The following is a 20,193-nucleotide window of genomic DNA, read 5'->3' on the forward strand; positions in this document are numbered from 1 at the left end:
GATAAATCCCTTCGCCACAGTTGATCGCTGACCACCGATGGAGTGTTCAATAATCGAAGAACACCGTCTCGGCGTCAGTGCCCTGCAGAATCACATTCCACTGATAAACACCCGACGCGTCCTTCTTCGCCAGCAATGTCGCGCGGCGTTCCGCCGGCACACACTCGAGCAACGGATCATCAACGTTGGCCGACTCGCCTTCAAAGTAGATCCGCGTCAGCAAGTGCTTCACCAACCCACGGGCAAACACCAACACCACCAGATGCGGCGCCTGGGTCGAACCCTTCAGCCCCTCAACCGTGCCCGGCTTGATCGTGGTGAAACGGAAGCGCCCTTCAGCGTCCACCGGCACCCGGCCAAACCCTTCAAAGTTCGGGTCCAGCGGTTTGTCCTGCTCGTCTTCCGGGTGGTCGTATTTGCCGGCGGCGTTGGCCTGCCAGACTTCGAGCATGGCGTCGTTGACGACATCACCGTTGCCATCCACCACCTGCCCGGTGATCGCCACGCGCTCGCCGAGGGTTTGCTCAACGGTGAGGTTTTCGCGGTTCAGCCAGGTCAGGCCGATGTGGTAATACGGCCCGACGGTGTGGGACGTGGTCGCAGTCAGCGTCATCTTATTTCTCCATCGGCGTGGCTTCACGCCCGCGCAGCACGATGTCCCAGCGGTAACCGAGGGCGTAGGACGGAATGGTTTTTTCCAGATCGAAACGGGCGATCAGGCGCTCCTTGGCGGAGGTGTCCGGCACGCAGTTGTAGATCGGGTCGTAGGCCAGCAGCGGATCGCCCGGGAAGTACATTTGCGTGACCAGGCGAGTCAGGATGCTCGGCCCGAACAGCGAAAAATGGATGTGCGCCGGGCGCCACGCGTTGTGGTGATTGCCCCACGGATAGGCACCCGGCTTGATGGTCTGGAATTGATACCAGCCATCGGCATCGGTCACGGTGCGGCCGGTGCCGGTGAAGTTCGGGTCCAGCGGTGCGTCGTGCAGGTCGCGCTTGTGGTTGTAGCGGCCGGCGGCGTTGGCCTGCCAGATTTCCACCAGGATTCCCGGCACCGGCAGACCGTTTTCATCCAGCACGCGGCCATGAATGATGATGCGTTCGCCCTGTGGCTCGCCCTCATGTTGAGCGGTCAGGTCGTTGTCTTTCTCGGCGATGCGCTCGGCACCGATGGTCGGGCCAGTGATCTCCGAAAGCGAATGCGGCAGAAACACCAACGGCTTCGACGGCGAGCGCAGGTTGGTGGATTGATACGTCGGGTGCAGGTACTCAGGCTGAGTGCCTTCCTGCGGGCGACGGTAACCAGGCTTGTCAGACATTTAGCTATCCTCAGTTCTTATTCGTCACGGCTCGCGTCAGACGCGTTCGATGGCCAGGGCCAGGCCTTGACCGACACCGACGCACATGGTCGCCAGACCTTTCTTGCCATTGGTTTTCTCAAGCTGATGCAGCGCCGTCAGCACCAGCCGCGCGCCGCTCATGCCCAATGGGTGACCGAGAGCAATCGCGCCACCGTTCGGGTTGACCTGCGCGGCGTCATCCGCCAGACCCAATTCACGCAGCACCGCCAAGCCTTGGCTGGCGAACGCTTCGTTGAGTTCGATGACGTCGAAATCGCTGACCGCTACGCCGAGGCGCTCGATCAGTTTGCGCACCGCTGGCACCGGGCCGATGCCCATTACCCGCGGCGCAACACCGGCACTGGCCATGCCGAGCACTTTGGCGCGGGCGGTCAGGCCGTGTTTTTTCACCGCTTCGGCCGAGGCCAGAATCAGTGCAGCGGCGCCGTCATTAACACCGGAGGCGTTGCCGGCGGTAACGGTCTTGTCCGGGCCGTTGACCGGTTTCAGCTTGGTCAGCGCTTCGATCGTCGTATCAGCGCGTGGATGTTCATCCTGGCTGACCACGGTTTCGCCTTTCTTGTGGGCAATCCGCACTTCAACGATTTCTTCAGCGAAGAAGCCGGCAGCCTGCGCGGCGGCGGTACGTTGCTGGCTGCGCAGAGCGAAAGCGTCCTGATCTTCGCGCGACACTTTATAGTCGTCGGCGACGTTGTCGGCGGTCTGCGGCATGGCGTCGACGCCGTACTGCGCTTTCATCAGCGGGTTGATAAAGCGCCAGCCGATGGTGGTGTCTTCCAGTTTCATGTTGCGCGAAAACGCCGCATCAGCCTTGCCCATCACGAACGGTGCGCGGGACATCGATTCGACGCCGCCGGCAATCGCCAGCTCCATCTCACCGCTGGCAATCGCCCGGAATGCCGTGCCGATGGCGTCCATGCCCGAAGCGCAGAGCCGGTTGAGGGTCACGCCCGGCACGCTTTCCGGCAGACCGGCCAGCAATAGCGCCATGCGCGCGACATTGCGGTTGTCTTCGCCGGCCTGATTGGCGCAGCCGAGGAATACTTCGTCGATGGCGTTCCAGTCCACCGACGGATTACGTTCCATCAGGGCCTTGATCGGCACCGCGGCCAGGTCGTCGGCGCGAACGGCGGACAAACCGCCGCCGAAACGGCCGATGGGGGTACGAATCGCGTCGCAGATATAAACGTCACGCATCATGCTTCTCCCGGTGCCTGGCCGTGGGCGGAGGCGGTGCGCGCTTCGAGATCGCGCAGCGCGGTCAGCTCGACCTCGGACGGTTCGGCGCTAGTCGCAACGTCATCGGCAAAACGGATTGCCCAACCGGTGGCGGCGACCACTTGCTCGCGGGTCACGCCGGGATGCAGCGCGGTCACCACAAATTCATGAGTGCTCTCTTCCGGCTCCATGATGCACAGGTCGGTGATGATTCCGACCGGCCCGGCGCCCGGCAGGCCCAGACGCTTGCGCGAATCGCCGCCCTCGCCATGACCGACCGAAGTGATGAAATCGAGCTTGTCGACAAACGAACGTGCCGACTGTTTAAGGATGATCAACACGCTTTTCGCCGAACCGGCAATTTCCGGCGCGCCACCGGCACCCGGCAGACGCACTTTCGGCGAAAAGTAATCGCCGACCACGGTGGTGTTGATGTTGCCGAAGCGATCGACCTGCGCCGCACCGAGAAAACCGACGTCGATGCGTCCGCCCTGCAACCAATAGCGAAAAATCTCACCGGTCGGTACGACGGTGTCGGCGGTTTCCGCCAGCTCGCCGTCACCGATCGACAGCGGCAGCACGCTTGGTTTGGCGCCAATCGGGCCGGATTCGTAGATCAGCACCACGTCCGGCGACGAGGTCAGGCGCGCGAGGTTGGCGGCTTTCGACGGCAGGCCGATGCCGACGAAGCATACCGAGCCGTTCTTCAGGCGACGGGCTGCGGCGACGGTCATCATTTCATTGGTGGTGTAAGTCATTACTTGGCCTCCGAAGCAGCGGCCAACTTGGCCTGGAACTCGCTGAAGTCAGCGCAGCCATGGATGTATTCGTTGATCCAAGCGGTAAACGTCTCACGGTCGCGGGCGATCGGATCCCACGCCTGATAGAAACGATTGTCACGCTCGGTGTAACCGTGGGCGTAGGACGGATGCGCGCCGCCGGGCACATGGCAGACCGCGCTCAGGGCCCAAGTCGGCAGCACGCAGGCGTTCATCGGCGCGTTGAGGTTGTCGACGATTTCCTCGACGGTAACGATGCAGCGCTTGGCAGCCAGTGCGGCTTCCTTTTGCACACCGAGAATGCCCCACAGCAGGACGTTGCCTTGGCGGTCGGCCTTCTGCGCGTGGATCACGGTAACGTCCGGTCGCACCGACGGCACCGCCGCCAGTACTTCGCCAGTGAACGGGCAAGTGACGGATTTGATCAGCGGATTGACCTTCGGCAGGTCGGAACCGGCATAGGCACGCAGTACCGCAAACGGTAGGCCGGATGCGCCGGCGACGTAGGCATTCGCCAGGTCGGCGTGGCTGTGTTCTTCGATTTCCAGCGGGTGCGGCCATTGTTTCTCGACCGCGTCACGCAGACGGTGCAGCGAACCCACGCCCGGGTTACCGCCCCAGGAGAAAATCAGTTTGCGTGCGCAACCGGCACCGATCAGTTGGTCGTAGATCAGGTCGGGCGTCATCCGCACCAGGGTCAGATCTTTCTTGCCCTGACGAATGATTTCATGACCTGCCGCCGTAGGGATCAGGTGAGTGAAGCCTTCGAGCGCGACGGTGTCGCCGTCGTTGACGAATTGCTTCACCGCGTCGTGCAGCGAAAGGATCTCAGCCATGGAGCGGGCTCCCGTTTTTGTAATGAATCGCCAGTGATAAAAAGGCGCGAGGTTCAGCGCCGGAGTGACTGAAGATTAAGCCTGGGAAAATCGCCAAACAATCCGATAATCGACTGAGTGTTCGTTTATCGAACAGATTGTTACTTCCCTAACAATCCAAATCAAAAGCATCGCGAGCAAGCTTTGCTCCTACAAGACGGATGCGCTTTGTAGGAGCAGAAGCTTGCTCGCGAAGAGGCCAGACCATTCACCCAAAATCAGGTCGCATCCGCATGACTGACCATGCCCTTGATCACCACCGCCGTAGTCGCCAGCGCCGCGGGAATCACCAACGCCGTCAGCACCTGCTCAAAGTTCCAGCCCAACCCGAGCAACGTCGCGCCCATCCACGCCCCGAGAATCGCGCCAAATCGGCCAATCCCGAGCATCCACGACACGCCGGTCGCCCGTCCCTGAGTCGGATAAAACCGCGCCGCCAGCGACGGCATCGCCGATTGCGCACCGTTCACACACATCCCGGCCACCAGCACCAAAGTCGCCAGCAGCGTGATATTTCCAAGGCTCTGCCCCACCGCGTAGGCAAACACCCCGGCCAGCAGGTAGAAAATGCCGATGACCTTGTGCGGATTGAACCGATCCATCGCCCATCCCACAGCGACCGCGCTCAATACCCCGCCAAACTGGAACAACGCGCCGATGAACGCCGCCTGCTCCATGCTCGCGCCGCTGTCGCGCATGAGTGTCGGCAGCCAGCTGGTCAGCAGGTAAACAATCACCAGGCCCATGAAATAGGTCAGCCACAGCAGCAAGGTGCCGGTGCTGTAAGTGCCGGAGAAGATCACCGCGAACACGTTGCGCGCCTTCACGGTTTTCTGTTCCGGCACACTGAAGCTGGAGGCTTGGGCGACGACAACCGGATCAATCGGCGCCAGGGTTTTGCGCACTTTGTCAGTGCCACGATTACGCACGACCAGGTAGCGCGCTGATTCCGGCAGCCAGAACAGCAGCACCACAGCGAGGATCAACGGCAGGATCCCGCCAATCAGCAGCAGGCTGTGCCAACCGAACGCCGGGATCAGTTTTGCGGAAATAAACCCGCCGCCCGCCATACCGAGGTTGAAGCCGCAAAACATGCTCGTCACCAGCAGCGACTTCTTGCGCTCCGGGGTGTACTCCGAGAGTAGCGTGGTCGCATTCGGCATCCCCGCGCCCAGACCAAGCCCCGTCAAGAAGCGCAGCACCAGCAGCTGTTCAACGTTGCTGCTGTACGCCGACGCCAGACTGAACGCGCCGAACAACACAACCGCCCCCACCAGTACGACTTTTCGTCCGAAACGGTCAGCCAAAGGCCCGGAACCGAGTGCGCCGAAAACCATCCCGATCAACGCCGCACTCATCACCGGGCCAAGGCTGGCGCGGTCGATGCCCCAGTCCTGCGACAGCGCCGGGGCAATGAAACCCATCGCGGCGGTGTCGAGGCCATCGAGAAACACAATCAGAAAACACAGGATCACCACCCGCCACTGATAGCGCGAGATCGGTTGGGCGTTGATGAAGGTCTGCACGTCGAGGCAGTTACCTACAGCGGACTGAGGCTGGTTCATTATTTTTATTCCACGCAAAAAACGCAGTCGAACGACGGCCGGCCAAAGAGCGGCACGGGCACAAGAATAGAAGGTTGTAATCAGGCGTTGCGCTGAGCTCGGCAACAGCGGCTGGAACGCAGACAGTCGGGGATCATGCGCATGGTGAGTTGCCTCTTGTCATTATTATGGGAGTCGGCAGTCCGGCGGGCTCATTCACATCAGCGCCGGATGACGCTGCCGCGACATTAATGATCCGAGGGTTTTAGCGTCAATTCGATAAACGCAACACTGTGCGTTTATCGAACAGCTTCATCAGGCGAACAACTGCGCACTGAGGTCGCGGCTGGCACTGAGCAGGCCCGGCAGGAAGCGCTGCTCCAACTCGGTACGGCTGACGCGACCGGCGTGGGTGCTGACGTTGAGCGCGGCGACAACCTGGCCCGAGGCGTCGTAAACCGGCACGGCAATCGAGCGTAAACCTTGCTCCAGCTCCTGATCGACGATGCACCAGCCTTGCTGCCGAACCTCTTGCAAACATTCGAGCAAAGCATCCGGGGTGTGGATCGTGCGGCTGGTCTTGGCGACCAGTTCAGCGTGGTCGAGGTATTCACCCAGCGACGTGTCATCCAGCGCCGCCAACAGAATCCGTCCCATCGAGGTGCAATACGCCGGCAGGCGTCCACCCACCGACAGATCCACCGAAATCAGCCGCTGGGTCGTGGCCGAACGAGCGATGTAGAGAATGTCGTCGCCCTCCAGCGTGGCCATGTTGCAGGCCTCATGCAATTGCTCGCTCATGCGGTCGAGGTAAGGCTGGGCCGACACCGCCAACGGTGTCGACGACAAGTAGGCATGGCCGAGGGTCAGCACTTTCGGCAGCAGCGAATAGGTGCGGCCATCGGTGGTGGCGTAGCCAAGCTTGATCAAGGTGTGCAGGCAGCGGCGCACGGCGGCACGGGGAATTTCCGTGCGGTGGCTGATCTGGGCGATGGTCAGGTGACGTTTGCGCTCCTGAAAGGCCTGAACCACCGCCAGGCCTCGGGCCAGCGAGGTCATGAAATCCGGATCACCGGTCAGCGCCTGGATCCGCTTGGCGGGCGAGGCGACAATCGGCGGCGCCACGGAGGTGAAGGAGTTGCGCATTTGATCGTTCATTTCTTGTCCTTTATACGGATCCCGCGCGGATCAATGGCTATACAAACGACTTGGCGCACGATGCACAAGGGCTGAGGCACCAACATTGGGCGATTATCGAACCGTCGACCGATAATCGCAATCGACGCTGGCGCGCTCACCCGGCCTTGGGATCGCTGCTCAACTTGCGCAGCCGATTGAATTGCCCCCTTAGTTGATCGACTAAATGGCGCCAAAAACAGATCGCCTGACGAATAACGGTTTATTCGCACTTCAACTAGAGGCAAAACTTGCGAGTAACAAAACGATCACACATCCAGAACCGTTTTTAACTTGGCAAAGATAGTCATTCCTGAATCGACCGCTATAATGCACCTCAGTGGCACCGCGTGGTTAATCGCCGAGGTCGCCACCTGTTGACGCGATGCCTATCGCCGTCAGCCCCGGCCAGCGCCTGATGTTCATTACCCATGCAATAGCAGCGCTCGCTGAAACTGGAAACTGATGCTGCGTCAGTTTTAATCTGGTGCCGTAGCCGCCTGTAACACGGAAGTCTTGAACGCCCTGCCGATGACACCAATGCCTGCACAGGCGTTGCGCTTTCGACGGGTTCGCTCAATCGATTCGTTGCAGTGCGTTTCACCAGACATTTATCTCAACTCAAACAGGTAGCACTGTGACGAAAGACGAACTGCGCGCGGAACTTGAGCGCCAGGAACAACGTTACAAGGAAGTTTACGGCGGGGAAGTCACCACCTACGCCGCTCAGCCAGAACCGGAACGCAAAGCGTGGCGTAAACGCCCCACCGTTCAGGATCAGGTCTTCAAGCAAGAGATTGAAAAGATCGAAAAGGAACTCAAAGCCGAAGAGCCATGAGTCGCGGTTCTTGAATCTTTCGAAGGTCAGCGAACGCACCGGTTACAAGCGCGGTGGAACGACGATGCCTTGCGCGCCCGCTACCCGCGGGCAGCGGCTATCTCCCTGTCTTGCAGGCTGAAACAGAGCGGCCTACAGGTTTCAGAGATATTTCAGACAAGCGTTTGAGCCGTTCATACGCCCGCAAAAACACCTTACCTTTGAGTATTTTTTCAATAAATTCAAAGAGTTGAAAAACCCTGCCTAACGCTTGGTTTTCATGCGCTGCAACAAATTAAATCGAAGAAGAGTGTTACCGATGAGCAGGTAGGGCATCGATTTCGAGACTTTTCTGGCATAATCGCGCCCCCTTACGACCGGGTCAGAAAACCTTCATGATCGATTTATTCAGCGGACTGGATGCTTGGGTGCTTGTGAGCCTCTTGCTCGCCCTGACTTTTGTCCTCGCCTTCGAGTTCATCAATGGATTTCATGACACCGCTAACGCGGTAGCCACTGTTATCTACACCAAAGCCATGCCGCCTCATCTGGCGGTGTTCTTCTCCGGTGTGTTCAATTTCCTCGGCGTGCTGCTGGGTGGCGTTGGCGTGGCGTATGCCATTGTCCACTTGCTGCCGGTTGAGCTGCTGATCAATGTGAACACCGGCCATGGCCTGGCGATGGTGTTCTCGTTGCTTGCCGCGGCAATCACCTGGAACCTCGGCACCTGGTACTTCGGTATCCCGGCGTCCAGCTCGCACACCCTGATCGGTTCGATCCTCGGTGTCGGCCTGGCCAATGCCCTGATCAACGATATCCCGTTGGCCGATGGGGTTAACTGGCAGAAAGCGATCGACATCGGCGCTTCGCTGGTGTTCTCGCCCATGGCCGGTTTCCTGATAGCTGCACTGGTGCTGATCGGCCTGAAATGGTGGCGCCCGCTGTCGAAGATGCACAAGACGCCGGAACAGCGCCGCAAGCTCGACGACAAGAAGCATCCACCGTTCTGGAACCGTCTGGTTCTGGTGATCTCGGCCATGGCCGTGAGCTTCGTGCACGGTTCCAACGATGGTCAGAAAGGCATCGGCCTGATCATGCTGGTACTGATCGGTATTGTCCCAGCGCAGTTCGTACTCGACCTGAACAGCACCACTTACCAGATCGAACGTACTCGCGACGCGACGCTGCACCTGAGCCAGTTCTACCAGCGCAATGCCGATTCGCTGGGTGAATTCCTCGCGCTGGGCAAAAGCGTGGAAGGCGACCTGCCGGAGAAGTTCCGCTGCAATCCGCAGCAGACCGAACCGACCATCAGCGCCCTCCTGCACACCCTTAAAGGTGTCGCCGACTATCATTCGCTGTCCTCCGACAGCCGTGTAGAAGTCCGTCGCTACCTGCTGTGCCTGGACGACACCGCGAAGAAAGTCAGCAAGCTGCCAGTCCTGGAAGCCCGTGAAAAGGCTGACCTGGACAAACTGCGCAAAGACCTGACCACCACCACTGAATACGCGCCGTTCTGGGTGATTCTGGCGGTTGCGCTGGCCTTGGGCCTGGGCACCATGGTGGGTTGGAAACGTGTGGTATTGACCATTGGCGAGAAGATCGGCAAGCAGGGCATGACCTATTCGCAGGGCATGTCGGCGCAGATCACGACGGCCAGTTTGATTGGCTTGGCCAACATCTTCAGCTTGCCGGTGTCGACCACTCACGTTCTGTCTTCGGGCGTGGCTGGGACCATGGTTGCTAACAAGAGCGGTCTGCAGGGTGGCACGGTTCGTACCATTCTGTTGGCGTGGGTGTTGACCCTGCCGGCGACGGTGGGGCTGTCGGCCGGGTTGTTCTGGCTGGCTTCGAAGGCTTTGGGTAGTTGATGGATAGCTGAAATGAGAAAGGCGCGATTCTTAAGGATCGCGCCTTTTTTGTTTTTGGGGTTTGGGGTTTGGGGGCATATCCGTTGCTGCGGGTGTTGCCGCTGGCGGTTTCGCTCTTACAGCGAGTCACCTTTTCCAAACGCCGAAAAGGTAACCCAAAAGGCTTGGCCCCGGCGTACGGCACTTCGCTGAGGCTCAGTGTTCCCTCGCTACGGTGCCCATCCGGGGGCATCGCCTACGGTTTGCTTCGCTGCACCTCCTCTCGATGAATGCGGCTTCGCCGCACGGCGCTACGCGCCTACCCCCTGATGAACACCTCCGCTCGGCCTGCCGAAGGGGCAAAAAATCAAAAGCCACAGCAAAAGCCACATCAAAAGATCGCAGCCTTCGGCAGCTCCTACATAGGATTTTTTCACTTCAAGAGATTGGTCGACTGGAAGGCCGCCATCGCCAGCAGGGCTAGCTCCCACAGGTGGAATGGATGCGTTCAGTGAGAGTTTGGTCGGCTGCCAGGCCGCCATCGCTGGCAAGCCAGCTCCCACAGGAATTGAGTTCAAACTCAGCTACTCGTATCGCTTCGGCTTCTCACCACTCAACAGGATGAGCGTTAGCTCGGCTGCGGCTTTTGATCTGTAAGGCGACGTCGGTAGGCTGAGTGGAGGGATTGATCCGGGGGTGGGAGCGCAGCGACCGTTTGGCGCAGCCAAACACAGCGAGAGGAGGTGCAGCAAAGCAAACCGTAGGCGCTGCGCCCGGATCGATCCCGGAGCGAAGGAACCCCGAGCCCCAGCGAGCGGGCCGAACGTAGGAGCAAGCGTTTTTTTGCTTACTTTTTTGAGGCGTTTGTCAAAAAAGTGAGTCGCCGTAAGGGCGAAACCCTAAACAGCCATTACCGCAGCAACGGATATTCACCACCCCCCAAGAGCCCCAAAAACCCCCAAGAGCCTGGTCGGCCCAAAGGCCGCCAAGGCAAAAAAAAGGGGCAACCGAAGTCGCCCCAAAATGCCTTGCGTGCTCATCAATCCAGAAGAATCACTTCTTGCGCTTATTCGCATCCTTCCAGATAAAAAATCCAAACCCTGCAAAAAACAGAACCATGAGGCCGACAGTCAGCACCCCGGCAAACACCACGTTATCGAAAAACATGACTGGCCTCCTGGCCCCTGCTCTGCTGCGATGGAGCTAAGTTACCAAACACACAGGCGCACAAATTGACCGGGATCAATGCCAGCAACGAAGGGGGATAAAGGAGGGAAAATAACTGACCTGCATCAACGGATGCAGGGGGAGATCAACGCTTTTTCGGCTTGTTCTTCGACTTTTTCTTGGTTTTGCCCAACGGCATCGCCTGCTCGAAAGCCTGACGCACCTCGTTCAGGCGCTTCTCTTTAATGTCATGCACCCGCTTCGCGCGTTCAGTGCTGAGGTCGATCAGTTTGTCGTCTTGGCTCATGGCGTTCGGTACATCGCTTGGAAGAATCACAACTGCCGCATCACTGGCAGGACTGAACCAATAATGCAGCCTGACGACAGCGCTGACCAGCCACCGGCTTAAACAGCCTAAAACAATTCATGTGAGCGACAACGGTCAAATCTCGATATCGACCCACAAACCCTGACGCGGCTGATCTTCCATCAACGGCACCACCGGCACGGTATTGTCGGCATTCAACTCGTTACCCGGCACCGCCAGATGTTCTTCCGGGTCTTCGTCGGCTTCGCGGCGACGGCGATCACGTTCCTGCTGACGGCGCTGTTCTTCGCGCGCCATCAGTCTATCTTCCTCGGGATCACGCTTTTGCAGATCGATCGTGCTTTCGTTGGAGCTTTCCTGCACCGGCACCACTGGCGGAATGTCCGGCCGCTGGCGGATCGGATCCTGCTGGGAAGTGATCGGCACGGCGCTCAGGGGGAGCATCGGTGGCAACATATTAAGGGTCTCCTGTCAGCAGGCTATCGGCTTGGGCGATGATGGCTTGAGCCGTCGGTCGCAAACTTGTGACCGGGTTGGCACTGCAGGAGCTGCCGCAGGCTGCGATCTTTTAATGGGACAGCACGGATTCCAAGTGTTCCCCCAAGATCAAAAGATCGCAGCCTGCGGCAGCTCCTACGCCAGTAATCTTTGGCCCTGCAGCCTGCATTCCGTTAAGATAGCCCGCTTTTTCAAGGTGGGAGTCAGGCAGCATGGCGCAGCAGTATCAACCGGGGCAACGCTGGATCAGTGACAGCGAAGCAGAGCTTGGTTTAGGCACCGTTCTGGCACAGGACGGCCGCTTGTTGACCGTGCTTTACCCGGCCACTGGCGAAACCCGCCAGTACGCGCTACGGAATGCGCCCCTCACTCGCGTGCGATTCTCGCCGGGTGACAGCATTACCCACTTCGAAGGCTGGAAAATGACCGTGCAGCAAGTCGACGACGTCGACGGGCTGATGGTCTATCACGGTCTCAACGGCCAGAACGAAGCCGTTACCCTGCCGGAAACCCAGCTGTCGAACTTCATTCAGTTCCGTCTGGCCAGCGACCGTCTGTTCGCCGGGCAAATCGACCCGCTGGCGTGGTTCTCCCTGCGTTACAACACGCTGGAGCACACCAGCCGTCAGTTGCAGTCGTCGCTCTGGGGCCTCGGCGGTGTTCGCGCACAGCCAATCGCGCACCAGTTGCACATCGCCCGGGAAGTTGCCGACCGTATCGCGCCGCGGGTTTTGCTGGCGGACGAAGTGGGCCTGGGTAAAACCATCGAAGCCGGCCTGGTGATCCATCGCCAACTGCTCTCGGGCCGCGCCAATCGTGTGCTGATCCTCGTCCCGGAAAACCTCCAGCACCAGTGGCTGGTGGAGATGCGCCGCCGCTTCAACCTGCAAGTCGCGCTGTTCGACGAAGAACGCTTCATCGAAAGCGATGCCAGCAACCCGTTCGAAGACACCCAACTGGCGCTGGTTGCGCTGGAGTGGCTGGTCGACGACGAGAAAGCGCAGGACGCTCTGTTCGCTGCCGGTTGGGACCTGCTGGTGGTCGACGAAGCGCACCACCTGGTCTGGCACGAAGAAAAAGCCAGCCCTGAATACACCCTCGTCGAGCAGCTCGCCGAGACTATTCCAGGTGTACTGTTGCTCACCGCCACCCCGGAACAACTTGGCCAAGACAGCCACTTCGCGCGTCTGCGCCTGCTCGATCCAAACCGTTTCCATGACCTGGCCGCCTTCCGCGCCGAGAGCGACAACTATCGCCCGGTGGCCGAAGCCGTTCAGGAACTGCTCGACAAGGGTCGCCTGTCACCTGAAGCACACAAGACCATTCACGGCTTCCTCGGCAACGAAGGCGAAGCCCTGCTGACCGCGGTCAATGATGGCGACAGCGAAGCCAGCGCCCGCCTCGTGCGTGAACTGCTCGACCGTCACGGCACCGGCCGCGTGCTGTTCCGTAACACCCGCGCCGCCGTGCAGGGTTTCCCGGAGCGCAAACTGCACCCGTACCCGCTGCCGTGCCCCGACGAATATCTGGAACTGCCGCTGGGCGAACACGCCGAGCTGTACCCGGAAGTCAGCTTCCAGGCGCAGCCGGACGCCAGCGAAGAAGAACGCTGGTGGAAGTTCGACCCACGCGTCGAGTGGCTGATCGATCAGCTGAAAATGCTCAAACGCACCAAAGTGCTGGTGATCTGCGCCCACGCCGAAACCGCGATGGATCTGGAAGACGCGCTGCGCGTGCGCTCCGGCATCCCGGCCACAGTGTTCCACGAAGGCATGAACATCCTTGAGCGTGACCGCGCCGCCGCCTACTTCGCCGACGAAGAATTTGGCGCACAAGTGCTGATCTGCTCGGAAATCGGCAGTGAAGGTCGCAACTTCCAGTTCGCTCATCACCTGGTGCTGTTCGATCTGCCGTCGCACCCTGATCTGCTTGAGCAGCGTATCGGTCGTCTCGACCGGATCGGCCAGAAGCACATCATCGAGCTGCACGTGCCGTACCTGGAAACCAGCCCGCAACAGCGTCTGTTCCAGTGGTACCACGAAGCACTGAACGCGTTCCTCAACACTTGCCCGACCGGTAACGCCTTGCAGCATCAGTTCGGCCCACGCCTGCTGCCGCTGCTCGAAGAAGCCGATGACAGCGAGTGGCAAGCGCTGATCGACGAAGCGCGCACCGAGCGCGAGCGCCTGGAAGCCGAGCTGCACACTGGCCGCGACCGTCTGCTGGAGCTCAACTCCGGCGGCGCTGGCGAAGGTGAAGCGCTGGTCGAAGACATTCTTGAGCAAGACGATCAGTTCGCCCTGCCGATCTACATGGAAACCCTGTTCGACGCCTTTGGTATCGACAGCGAAGACCATTCGGAAAACGCCCTGATCCTCAAGCCAAGCGAGAAGATGCTCGACGCCAGTTTCCCGCTGGGTGACGACGAAGGCGTGACCATCACCTACGACCGCAACCAGGCGCTGTCGCGCGAAGACATGCAGTTCATCACTTGGGAACACCCGATGGTGCAGGGCGGCATGGATCTGGTGCTGTCCGGTTCGATGGGCAACACCGCCGTCGCGCTGATCAAGAACAAGGCGCTGAAACCGGGCACCGTGTTGCTGGAACTGCTTTATGTCAGCGAAGTGGTTGCGCCGCGTTCGCTGCAACTGGGCCGCTACCTGCCGCCGGCCGCCCTGCGCTGCCTGCTCGATGCCAACGGCAACGATCTGTCGTCTCGCGTCTCGTTCGAAACGCTGAACGATCAGCTGGAAAGCGTGCCACGTGCCAGCGCCAACAAGTTCATCCAGGCCCAGCGCGATCAGCTGACGCCACGGATCAACGCCGGTGAAGACAAGATCACCCCACGTCACGCCGAGCGCGTCGCCGAAGCGCGCCGTCGTCTGGCGGCCGACACCGACGAAGAACTGGCGCGCCTGACCGCGTTGCAAGCGGTCAACCCGACCGTGCGTGACAGCGAACTGGATGCGTTGCGCCAACAGCGTGAGCAGGGTCTGGCAATGCTGGACAAGGCTGCGTTGCGACTGGAAGCGATTCGGGTGCTGGTGGCGGGCTAAACCGCCCTGCTCCACCGCTTAAAACAAAAAGGCCCGCAGCGATGCGGGCCTTTTTGTTTGCCTGTTATTTATCCGGTGATGCTGATGGCCTCATCGCTGGCAAGCCAGCGATAGCGGTTATGCAGTCGCCGCAGCCACTTCTGGCTCAACCACAGCCACCAACCCCTCCTTCATCCGCTGCGCATCGCGCACAAAACACCGCGCCGCCAGAAACAGAAACACCATGGTCAAAAACAGCGCCACCGGAATCAGGTACATCGCATCATGCAAACCGACCGCCTTGAACGCCTCGGTCATCTGCTCCGCCCCCTCCGAAAGCATCGCCGTATGCGCGAAATGATCCGACAACCCCCCGACCACCACCGGCCCAAGACCGCCGCCGAGCAAATACAACCCGGCAAAGAACAACGCCATCGCCGTCGCCCGCAAACGCGGTTCGACCACGTCCTGAATCGCTGTGTAAACGCAGGTGTAGAAGTTGTAGGCAAACAACCAACCGACACTGAACACCGCAACGAACACGCCAATCTCGATACGCCCGGCATGCAGCGCCCACGCCGTACACAGCGTCGAGATGATCAGGCTGAACGCCGCGAACAACAGCCGCCCATTGGCCACACGCTGGTGAATCTTGTCAGCAATCCAGCCACCCAGTGTCAACCCGACCAGCCCGGTCACGCCGACAATCACCCCGGTCGCCACCGCCGCTTCCTGCAACGGCATCAGGAAATAGCGCTGCAGCATCGGCACCAGAAACGAGTTGCAGGCATAGGTGGCGAAGTTGAAGCACAGCCCCGCCATCACCAGCCACAGAAAGGTTGGCACCGCCAGAATCCGTCGAATCGGCTTGTCGACTTTTTCCTGCGAAACCTGCACGGTTTCCGCCGCGCCGCGCTTGGGCTCTTTGATGAAGAACATGAAGATCGCGAGGATCAGCCCCGGCACCGCCGCAATGAAGAACGGCGCGCGCCAACTGTCGAACGCCTTGACCATCGCACCGATAGTGAAGAACGCCAGCAACAGCCCCAGGGGCAAGCCGAGCATGAAAATGCCCATCGCCCGCGCCCGACGGTGGGCCGGGAACAGATCGCCGATCAGCGAGTTGGCGGCCGGCGCGTAACTGGCCTCGCCGATGCCGATGCCCATGCGCACGATCAAAAAGCTCCAGAAACTGCCGACCAGTCCGTTGACGGCGGTCAGCGCGCTCCATGTCGCCAGGCCCCACCCCATCAATTTGCTGCGCGAACCGGTGTCGGCCATCCGCCCTAACGGCAGGCCGGCGATGGCATAAACGATGGTGAACGCGGTGCCGACGATACCCAGCTGAAAGTCGCTGAGGTGCCATTCCATGCGGATCGGCTCGATGATGATCGCCGGAATGGTGCGGTCGAAAAAGTTGAACAGGTTGGCGAGGAACAGCAGGAACAGAATGCGCCAGGCATTCGCCGCTTGGGTCGAGTTCTGCATGGGTCCGTCTCTTTATTGTTATAGGGCTTCACTGCCAACGCATCCGAGCCCGGAACCTGCAATCTAGTCAGCCCGTCGGAAGCTGTCTGTGATCATTCGTCTGCCTGATATCGGGCCATGCCACTGTAACGAAACGTAAGCCTTTGATAAGTCAGCAATCCCCCGAAAACCGGGGCTTTTACGGCAAAACCCTGGCACAAAAAAATAGTTTCGCGCCCCCCTTCCCAAGTCCGTGGCGAAGCCTAGAATAGCCGCCGGATCCGTCCGGATTCGCCGATCAATCCCTTTGATGCCCTCCCCATGTCCGAAGTCAGTCCGTGTCTGAATTGCGGTGCCTGTTGTTCCCATTTTCGTGTGTCTTTTTTCTGGGGTGAATGCGCTTCCTCCGGTGGCACGGTGCCCGATGAACTGGTCACGCAGATCAGCCCGAGCCGGGTGGCGATGAACGGCACTGACTGTAAATCGCCGCGATGCACGGCGTTGGTCGGCGAAGTCGGCAGCGAGGTGAAGTGCTCGATTTATGAATTGCGCTCCAGCCCCTGCCGCGAATTCGAGTCGTCCTGGGAAAACGGCGAACAGAATGTCGATTGCGACAAGGCCCGGGCGCGTTTCGGCCTGCCGCCGCTGCAACCGGACTGGGCTGAAATCCCCTTCGAACAAAGCGCCTGACTCTATTAGTGCCAATCGCTATGACACTAATGCCGAAATCGTTAGCGCCAATATGCCACTACCGCATACGTTGCAAAAACCGCCTCTATACTCCTGACATTCGCCTGCGATGACGACGCAGTAAGGACGACTTCAGAGACGGGGCATGCAATGGAGTGGCTTGGTTTGCAGTTTGTTACCGAGCTGCCGGAGAGCGGGCAGGTCATCCTTGATTGCACACACAATCCCTTGCTGGTGCTGGTGGCCTATCTGGTTGCTTGCGCCGCAAGTTTTGCCACCCTCGACATGGCCGAGCGGGTCGGGCATGCCGAGGATCCGCGCTCGCAGCGATTGTGGCGCTGGATCGGCGCAACCTGCCTGGCAGGCGGCATCTGGGCGATGCACTTCATCGGCATGTTGGCATTCCAGGCGCCCATCGACATCCAGTACGACCTGCCCATCACCCTGTTCTCCTTGCTGATTGCCTTACTTGCCTCGTGGCTGGCCATGCACACGCTGAGCGAGATGCAGCCGAGCCTGGTGCAATACCTGAAAACCGCCATCGTCATCGGCCTGGGCATTGCCGGCATGCACTACGTAGGCATGGCGGCGATGCGGTCGAGCGCCACCGCGTATTACCAACCCACGCTGTTCGTGTTGTCGATCATCATCGCCATCGGCGCCAGTTTCGCCGCGCTGTGGGTCGCCAGTTATCTGCGCGAAGGCAGCGGCGTGTTTCATCAGATGCTCAAGTACAGCGCCGCGTTGATCCTCGGCGCCGGCATCATCAGCATGCATTTCACCGGGATGGCCGCGTTGCATCTGGTCTTGCCTGAAGGCAGCGTACCGGCGATAGCCGTCGAAACCAGCCATATGCAGTTGGGCCTGACGGTGGCACTGATCACCCTGCTGACTCTCGGCAGCGCAATCAGCGCGGCATTGGCCGACAAGAAACTACAAAACAAGGAACACGACCTGCGGCGGGTCAACGCCCTGCTCAGCCAACTCGATCAGGCGCGCATGTCGCTGCAACAAGTGGCCAACTACGATGCGCTGACCAACCTGATCAACCGCCGCGGCTTCAACCAGATCTTCGCCGAGAAACTCAGTCAGAAAACCACCGAAGGCGGCATGCTCGCGGTGATGTTTCTCGACATTGATCATTTCAAACGCATCAACGACAGCCTCGGCCATGACGCGGGTGATGCGCTGCTCAAAGTCATCGCCGAGCACATCAGAAGCTCGGTGCGCAGTCATGAAGATGTGGTCGCAAGGTTCGGCGGCGATGAGTTCTGCATCCTCATCAGCCTGCGCGAGCGAGAAGAGGCACGCAACATGGCCCAGCGGATCATGTTGAAGATGAAAGAACCCATCGAGCTTGCAGGGCGGCGGATGGTGATGACCACCAGCATCGGTATCAGTCTGTTTCCCGAAGATGGCACTACCTGCGAAGAACTGCTCAAGCACGCCGATCTGGCGCTGTACCAATCCAAGGGCGCCGGGCGCAACGGCCTGCAGTTTTTCAGCTCCAACCTGAAGAACCGCGCCACCCTGGAACTGCAACTCGAAGAAGAATTGCGCCATGCCTTGCGCGAAGAAAACGGCCTGACGCTCTATTACCAACCGATCTTCGAACTGAAAACCGGCCGCGTGACCAAACTCGAAGCGTTGATCCGCTGGCAGCATCCGCTGCACGGTCTGTTGACCCCGGATCGTTTTATCAGCATCGCTGAAAACAATGGCCTGATCGCCGAACTGGACAATTGGGTGCTGCGCCGGGCCTGCAAGGATCTCGGCGAACTGTCGCGCCATGGCTGCGAAGAGCTGAAAATCGCCTGGAACTGCTCGCCGCTGAATCTTGCGCGCGAAGAGCTGGCCGACGAGATTGAGGGCGCACTGCGCACCGCCGGCGTTGCGCCGGAACGGCTGGAACTGGAAGTCACCGAGAATGCGCTGATGGGCAACATCGCCAATACACTGGTGCTGTTGCGGCAAATCCGCGCCCTCGGCGTGTCGCTGTCAATCGACGACTTCGGTACCGGTTACTCGTCGCTGGCTTACCTCAAACGCCTGCCACTCAACACGCTGAAGATCGACCGTTCGTTCATCCTCGATATTCCCAAAGCCACGGCGGACATGGAGATCGTCCAGGCAATCATCGTCATGGCCCACACCCTGCATTTGCAGGTGGTGACCGAAGGCGTGGAAAGCCTGGAGCAGTACGAGTTCCTTGAGCGTTCGGGCTGCGATTTCATTCAGGGTTACCTGCTCAGCCGACCGGTGCCACTAGACGAACTGCGTCCGGTGCTGGAAGAAATCAATCAGCGCAAACACTCCCATACGGTCAATCCGCTGATTCTGGCGCGCGGTACATTTGCACCAGTGTCGCTGGATCCTTCGCCAAAAAACCCTGCGCCCCATGCAGGCGCATCAATTGTGCGGCCAATCCGCTGATCGGCGTCGCCGAGCCTTGCTCGCGGGAGAATTTCACTGCGGTGTCGAGATCCTTGAGCAGCGTGCGCACGTGCCACTTGATCGGTTCGAAGCGGCTTTCAGCCATTTGCGGGGCGAGGATCTGCAACGGTTTCGAATCGGCAAAACCGCCCGCCAACGCCTCGGCGATCAGACTCGCATCGACCCCGGCCTGCTCGGCGAGCGCCACCACTTCGGCGATCACCAGCGCATTGCAGGCGACAATCATCTGGTTGCAGGCCTTGGTCACCTGGCCGGCGCCGACGCCGCCCATGTGCGTGACGCGCTGACCGAGATTGAGCAGCACCGCACGCACCCGCTCAAGATCCGCCACCGCCCCGCCGACCATGATCGCCAGACTGCCGGCCTCGGCGCCGACCACGCCGCCGGACACGGGTGAGTCGAGCCAGGTCATGCCGGTTTTTTCTGCCAGTTCAGCGGCCATCTCGCGAGTGGCAGTCGGTTCGAGGCTGGAAAAATCCACCAGCAACTGGCCGTTTTTTGCACCTTCAGCCACGCCACCGGCGCCAAACACTACTTCACGCACTACCGCTGTATCGGCCAGACACAACATCACCACATCGGCGTGCTCACACAGTTCAGCGGGACTCGCGACCTGCCGGGCCCCCGCTTCGACCAGCGCCGCGCACTTGACCGGGTTGCGGTTCCACACCGTCAACGGATAGCCCGCCGCCAACAGGCGGCGGCACATCGGCAGGCCCATCAGGCCGATTCCGGCGAACCCCAACGAAGGTAGCGTTGACATCATTTAGCCTCCTTTTGATTAAAGATCGCCGAATAATGGCCGATTCATCAACGATCAGGAAAGGATTCCCCCCAGCGACAATCAGGCAATATCCCTGACGCTCGGGCTCAATACGCGCAAAAAAGACGCGAGATCTTATTCCGTGAGGTTCGCAGGCAACTGGCCCGC

The 20,193-nt window shown here is 59.9% G+C and carries 17 protein-coding genes; 5 read left to right on the forward strand and 12 right to left on the reverse strand.

The features are described 5' to 3' along the window. Positions 1-46: 46 nt before the first annotated feature. The 7 genes from pcaG to pcaR form a co-directional block, all read right to left on the reverse strand. Positions 47-613, reverse strand: coding sequence for a protocatechuate 3,4-dioxygenase subunit alpha (pcaG, locus tag JFT81_RS13210; protein WP_201227650.1), 567 nt, complete (start codon positions 611-613; stop codon positions 47-49). A gap of 1 nt (position 614) precedes the next feature. After that, a complete protein-coding gene (gene pcaH, locus JFT81_RS13215) occupies positions 615-1,319 on the reverse strand; it encodes a protocatechuate 3,4-dioxygenase subunit beta (protein ID WP_201227651.1) in 705 nt (234 codons plus the stop codon). A 36-nt stretch (positions 1,320-1,355) separates the two neighbouring features. Beyond that, positions 1,356-2,561 carry a 3-oxoadipyl-CoA thiolase gene (pcaF, locus tag JFT81_RS13220; RefSeq protein ID WP_201149567.1) on the reverse strand — a complete coding sequence of 402 codons (1,206 nt, stop codon included), beginning with the start codon at positions 2,559-2,561 and terminating at the stop codon, positions 1,356-1,358. Continuing rightward, complete coding sequence (locus JFT81_RS13225) at positions 2,558-3,337, reverse strand: CoA-transferase subunit beta (RefSeq protein ID WP_201227652.1); 780 nt, start codon at positions 3,335-3,337, stop codon at positions 2,558-2,560. Before JFT81_RS13225 ends, pcaF begins: the two co-directional genes overlap by 4 nt. Beyond that, positions 3,337-4,194 (reverse strand): CoA transferase subunit A, encoded by an 858-nt coding sequence (locus tag JFT81_RS13230; RefSeq protein WP_103307044.1) that lies wholly within the window; start codon positions 4,192-4,194, stop codon positions 3,337-3,339. The genes JFT81_RS13225 and JFT81_RS13230 overlap by 1 nt, the downstream gene beginning before the upstream one ends. Positions 4,195-4,451: 257 nt before the next feature. After that, complete coding sequence (locus JFT81_RS13235) at positions 4,452-5,798, reverse strand: MFS transporter (RefSeq protein ID WP_201227653.1); 1,347 nt, start codon at positions 5,796-5,798, stop codon at positions 4,452-4,454. A 294-nt stretch (positions 5,799-6,092) separates the two neighbouring features. Further along, positions 6,093-6,935, reverse strand: coding sequence for a pca regulon transcriptional regulator PcaR (gene pcaR, locus JFT81_RS13240; protein ID WP_122591571.1), 843 nt, complete (start codon positions 6,933-6,935; stop codon positions 6,093-6,095). A 655-nt stretch (positions 6,936-7,590) separates the two neighbouring features. On the opposite strand from pcaR, the gene JFT81_RS13245 reads away from it, so the two are divergent. After that, positions 7,591-7,791, forward strand: a complete 201-nt coding sequence (locus JFT81_RS13245; RefSeq protein WP_008080067.1) for a hypothetical protein — start codon at positions 7,591-7,593, stop codon at positions 7,789-7,791. Between the two features lie 374 nt (positions 7,792-8,165). Next, positions 8,166-9,641 carry an inorganic phosphate transporter gene (locus JFT81_RS13250; protein WP_201227654.1) on the forward strand — a complete coding sequence of 492 codons (1,476 nt, stop codon included), beginning with the start codon at positions 8,166-8,168 and terminating at the stop codon, positions 9,639-9,641. A 1,032-nt stretch (positions 9,642-10,673) separates the two neighbouring features. Here JFT81_RS13250 and ccoM read toward each other — a convergent pair. The 3 genes from ccoM to JFT81_RS13260 all read right to left on the reverse strand — a co-directional run bounded on the left by ccoM (position 10,674) and on the right by JFT81_RS13260 (position 11,571). Further along, on the reverse strand, positions 10,674-10,787 hold the full coding sequence (gene ccoM / locus JFT81_RS29535) for a cytochrome c oxidase subunit CcoM (RefSeq protein WP_003222396.1): 114 nt from the start codon (positions 10,785-10,787) through the stop codon (positions 10,674-10,676). A 145-nt stretch (positions 10,788-10,932) separates the two neighbouring features. Beyond that, positions 10,933-11,094 carry a hypothetical protein gene (locus JFT81_RS13255; RefSeq protein ID WP_201227655.1) on the reverse strand — a complete coding sequence of 54 codons (162 nt, stop codon included), beginning with the start codon at positions 11,092-11,094 and terminating at the stop codon, positions 10,933-10,935. A 135-nt stretch (positions 11,095-11,229) separates the two neighbouring features. Beyond that, entirely contained in the window at positions 11,230-11,571 is a 342-nt protein-coding gene (locus tag JFT81_RS13260) for an aspartate-semialdehyde dehydrogenase (protein WP_201149558.1), read from the reverse strand. Between the two features lie 254 nt (positions 11,572-11,825). Here JFT81_RS13260 and rapA point away from each other — a divergent pair, with 254 nt between their 5' ends. Beyond that, positions 11,826-14,672 (forward strand): RNA polymerase-associated protein RapA, encoded by a 2,847-nt coding sequence (gene rapA, locus JFT81_RS13265; RefSeq protein WP_201227656.1) that lies wholly within the window; start codon positions 11,826-11,828, stop codon positions 14,670-14,672. 117 nt (positions 14,673-14,789) lie between these two features. Here rapA and JFT81_RS13270 read toward each other — a convergent pair whose 3' ends face one another. Next, on the reverse strand, positions 14,790-16,139 hold the full coding sequence (locus JFT81_RS13270) for an MFS transporter (protein ID WP_201227657.1): 1,350 nt from the start codon (positions 16,137-16,139) through the stop codon (positions 14,790-14,792). Between the two features lie 300 nt (positions 16,140-16,439). On the opposite strand from JFT81_RS13270, the gene JFT81_RS13275 reads away from it, so the two are divergent. Together JFT81_RS13275 and JFT81_RS13280 are read left to right on the forward strand one after the other, a co-directional pair. Further along, on the forward strand, positions 16,440-16,808 hold the full coding sequence (locus JFT81_RS13275) for a YkgJ family cysteine cluster protein (RefSeq protein ID WP_201227658.1): 369 nt from the start codon (positions 16,440-16,442) through the stop codon (positions 16,806-16,808). A 150-nt stretch (positions 16,809-16,958) separates the two neighbouring features. Then, positions 16,959-19,241 carry a bifunctional diguanylate cyclase/phosphodiesterase gene (locus JFT81_RS13280; RefSeq protein WP_201227659.1) on the forward strand — a complete coding sequence of 761 codons (2,283 nt, stop codon included), beginning with the start codon at positions 16,959-16,961 and terminating at the stop codon, positions 19,239-19,241. Here the strand turns inward: JFT81_RS13280 and JFT81_RS13285 are convergent. Beyond that, complete coding sequence (locus JFT81_RS13285) at positions 19,132-20,028, reverse strand: NAD(P)-dependent oxidoreductase (protein WP_201227660.1); 897 nt, start codon at positions 20,026-20,028, stop codon at positions 19,132-19,134. The two genes, JFT81_RS13280 and JFT81_RS13285, sit on opposite strands and share 110 nt — an antisense overlap. Positions 20,029-20,193: the final 165 nt, after the last annotated feature.

The sequence above is a fragment of the Pseudomonas sp. TH43 genome (assembly GCF_016650635.1).
GTDB lineage: Bacteria > Pseudomonadota > Gammaproteobacteria > Pseudomonadales > Pseudomonadaceae > Aquipseudomonas.

Bases quoted from the DNA above. Each gene is read 5' to 3' on its own strand.
- pcaG (WP_201227650.1), bottom strand. From the start codon at position 613: ATGACGCTGACTGCGACCACGTCCCACACCGTCGGGCCGTATTACCAC.
- pcaH (WP_201227651.1), bottom strand. From the start codon at position 1,319: ATGTCTGACAAGCCTGGTTACCGTCGCCCGCAGGAAGGCACTCAGCCT.
- pcaF (WP_201149567.1), bottom strand. From the start codon at position 2,561: ATGATGCGTGACGTTTATATCTGCGACGCGATTCGTACCCCCATCGGC.
- JFT81_RS13225 (WP_201227652.1), bottom strand. From the start codon at position 3,337: ATGACTTACACCACCAATGAAATGATGACCGTCGCCGCAGCCCGTCGC.
- JFT81_RS13230 (WP_103307044.1), bottom strand. From the start codon at position 4,194: ATGGCTGAGATCCTTTCGCTGCACGACGCGGTGAAGCAATTCGTCAAC.
- JFT81_RS13235 (WP_201227653.1), bottom strand. From the start codon at position 5,798: ATGAACCAGCCTCAGTCCGCTGTAGGTAACTGCCTCGACGTGCAGACC.
- pcaR (WP_122591571.1), bottom strand. From the start codon at position 6,935: ATGAACGATCAAATGCGCAACTCCTTCACCTCCGTGGCGCCGCCGATT.
- JFT81_RS13250 (WP_201227654.1), top strand. From the start codon at position 8,166: ATGATCGATTTATTCAGCGGACTGGATGCTTGGGTGCTTGTGAGCCTC.
- ccoM (WP_003222396.1), bottom strand. From the start codon at position 10,787: ATGTTTTTCGATAACGTGGTGTTTGCCGGGGTGCTGACTGTCGGCCTC.
- JFT81_RS13255 (WP_201227655.1), bottom strand. From the start codon at position 11,094: ATGAGCCAAGACGACAAACTGATCGACCTCAGCACTGAACGCGCGAAG.
- JFT81_RS13260 (WP_201149558.1), bottom strand. From the start codon at position 11,571: ATGTTGCCACCGATGCTCCCCCTGAGCGCCGTGCCGATCACTTCCCAG.
- rapA (WP_201227656.1), top strand. From the start codon at position 11,826: ATGGCGCAGCAGTATCAACCGGGGCAACGCTGGATCAGTGACAGCGAA.
- JFT81_RS13270 (WP_201227657.1), bottom strand. From the start codon at position 16,139: ATGCAGAACTCGACCCAAGCGGCGAATGCCTGGCGCATTCTGTTCCTG.
- JFT81_RS13275 (WP_201227658.1), top strand. From the start codon at position 16,440: ATGTCCGAAGTCAGTCCGTGTCTGAATTGCGGTGCCTGTTGTTCCCAT.
- JFT81_RS13280 (WP_201227659.1), top strand. From the start codon at position 16,959: ATGGAGTGGCTTGGTTTGCAGTTTGTTACCGAGCTGCCGGAGAGCGGG.
- JFT81_RS13285 (WP_201227660.1), bottom strand. From the start codon at position 20,028: ATGATGTCAACGCTACCTTCGTTGGGGTTCGCCGGAATCGGCCTGATG.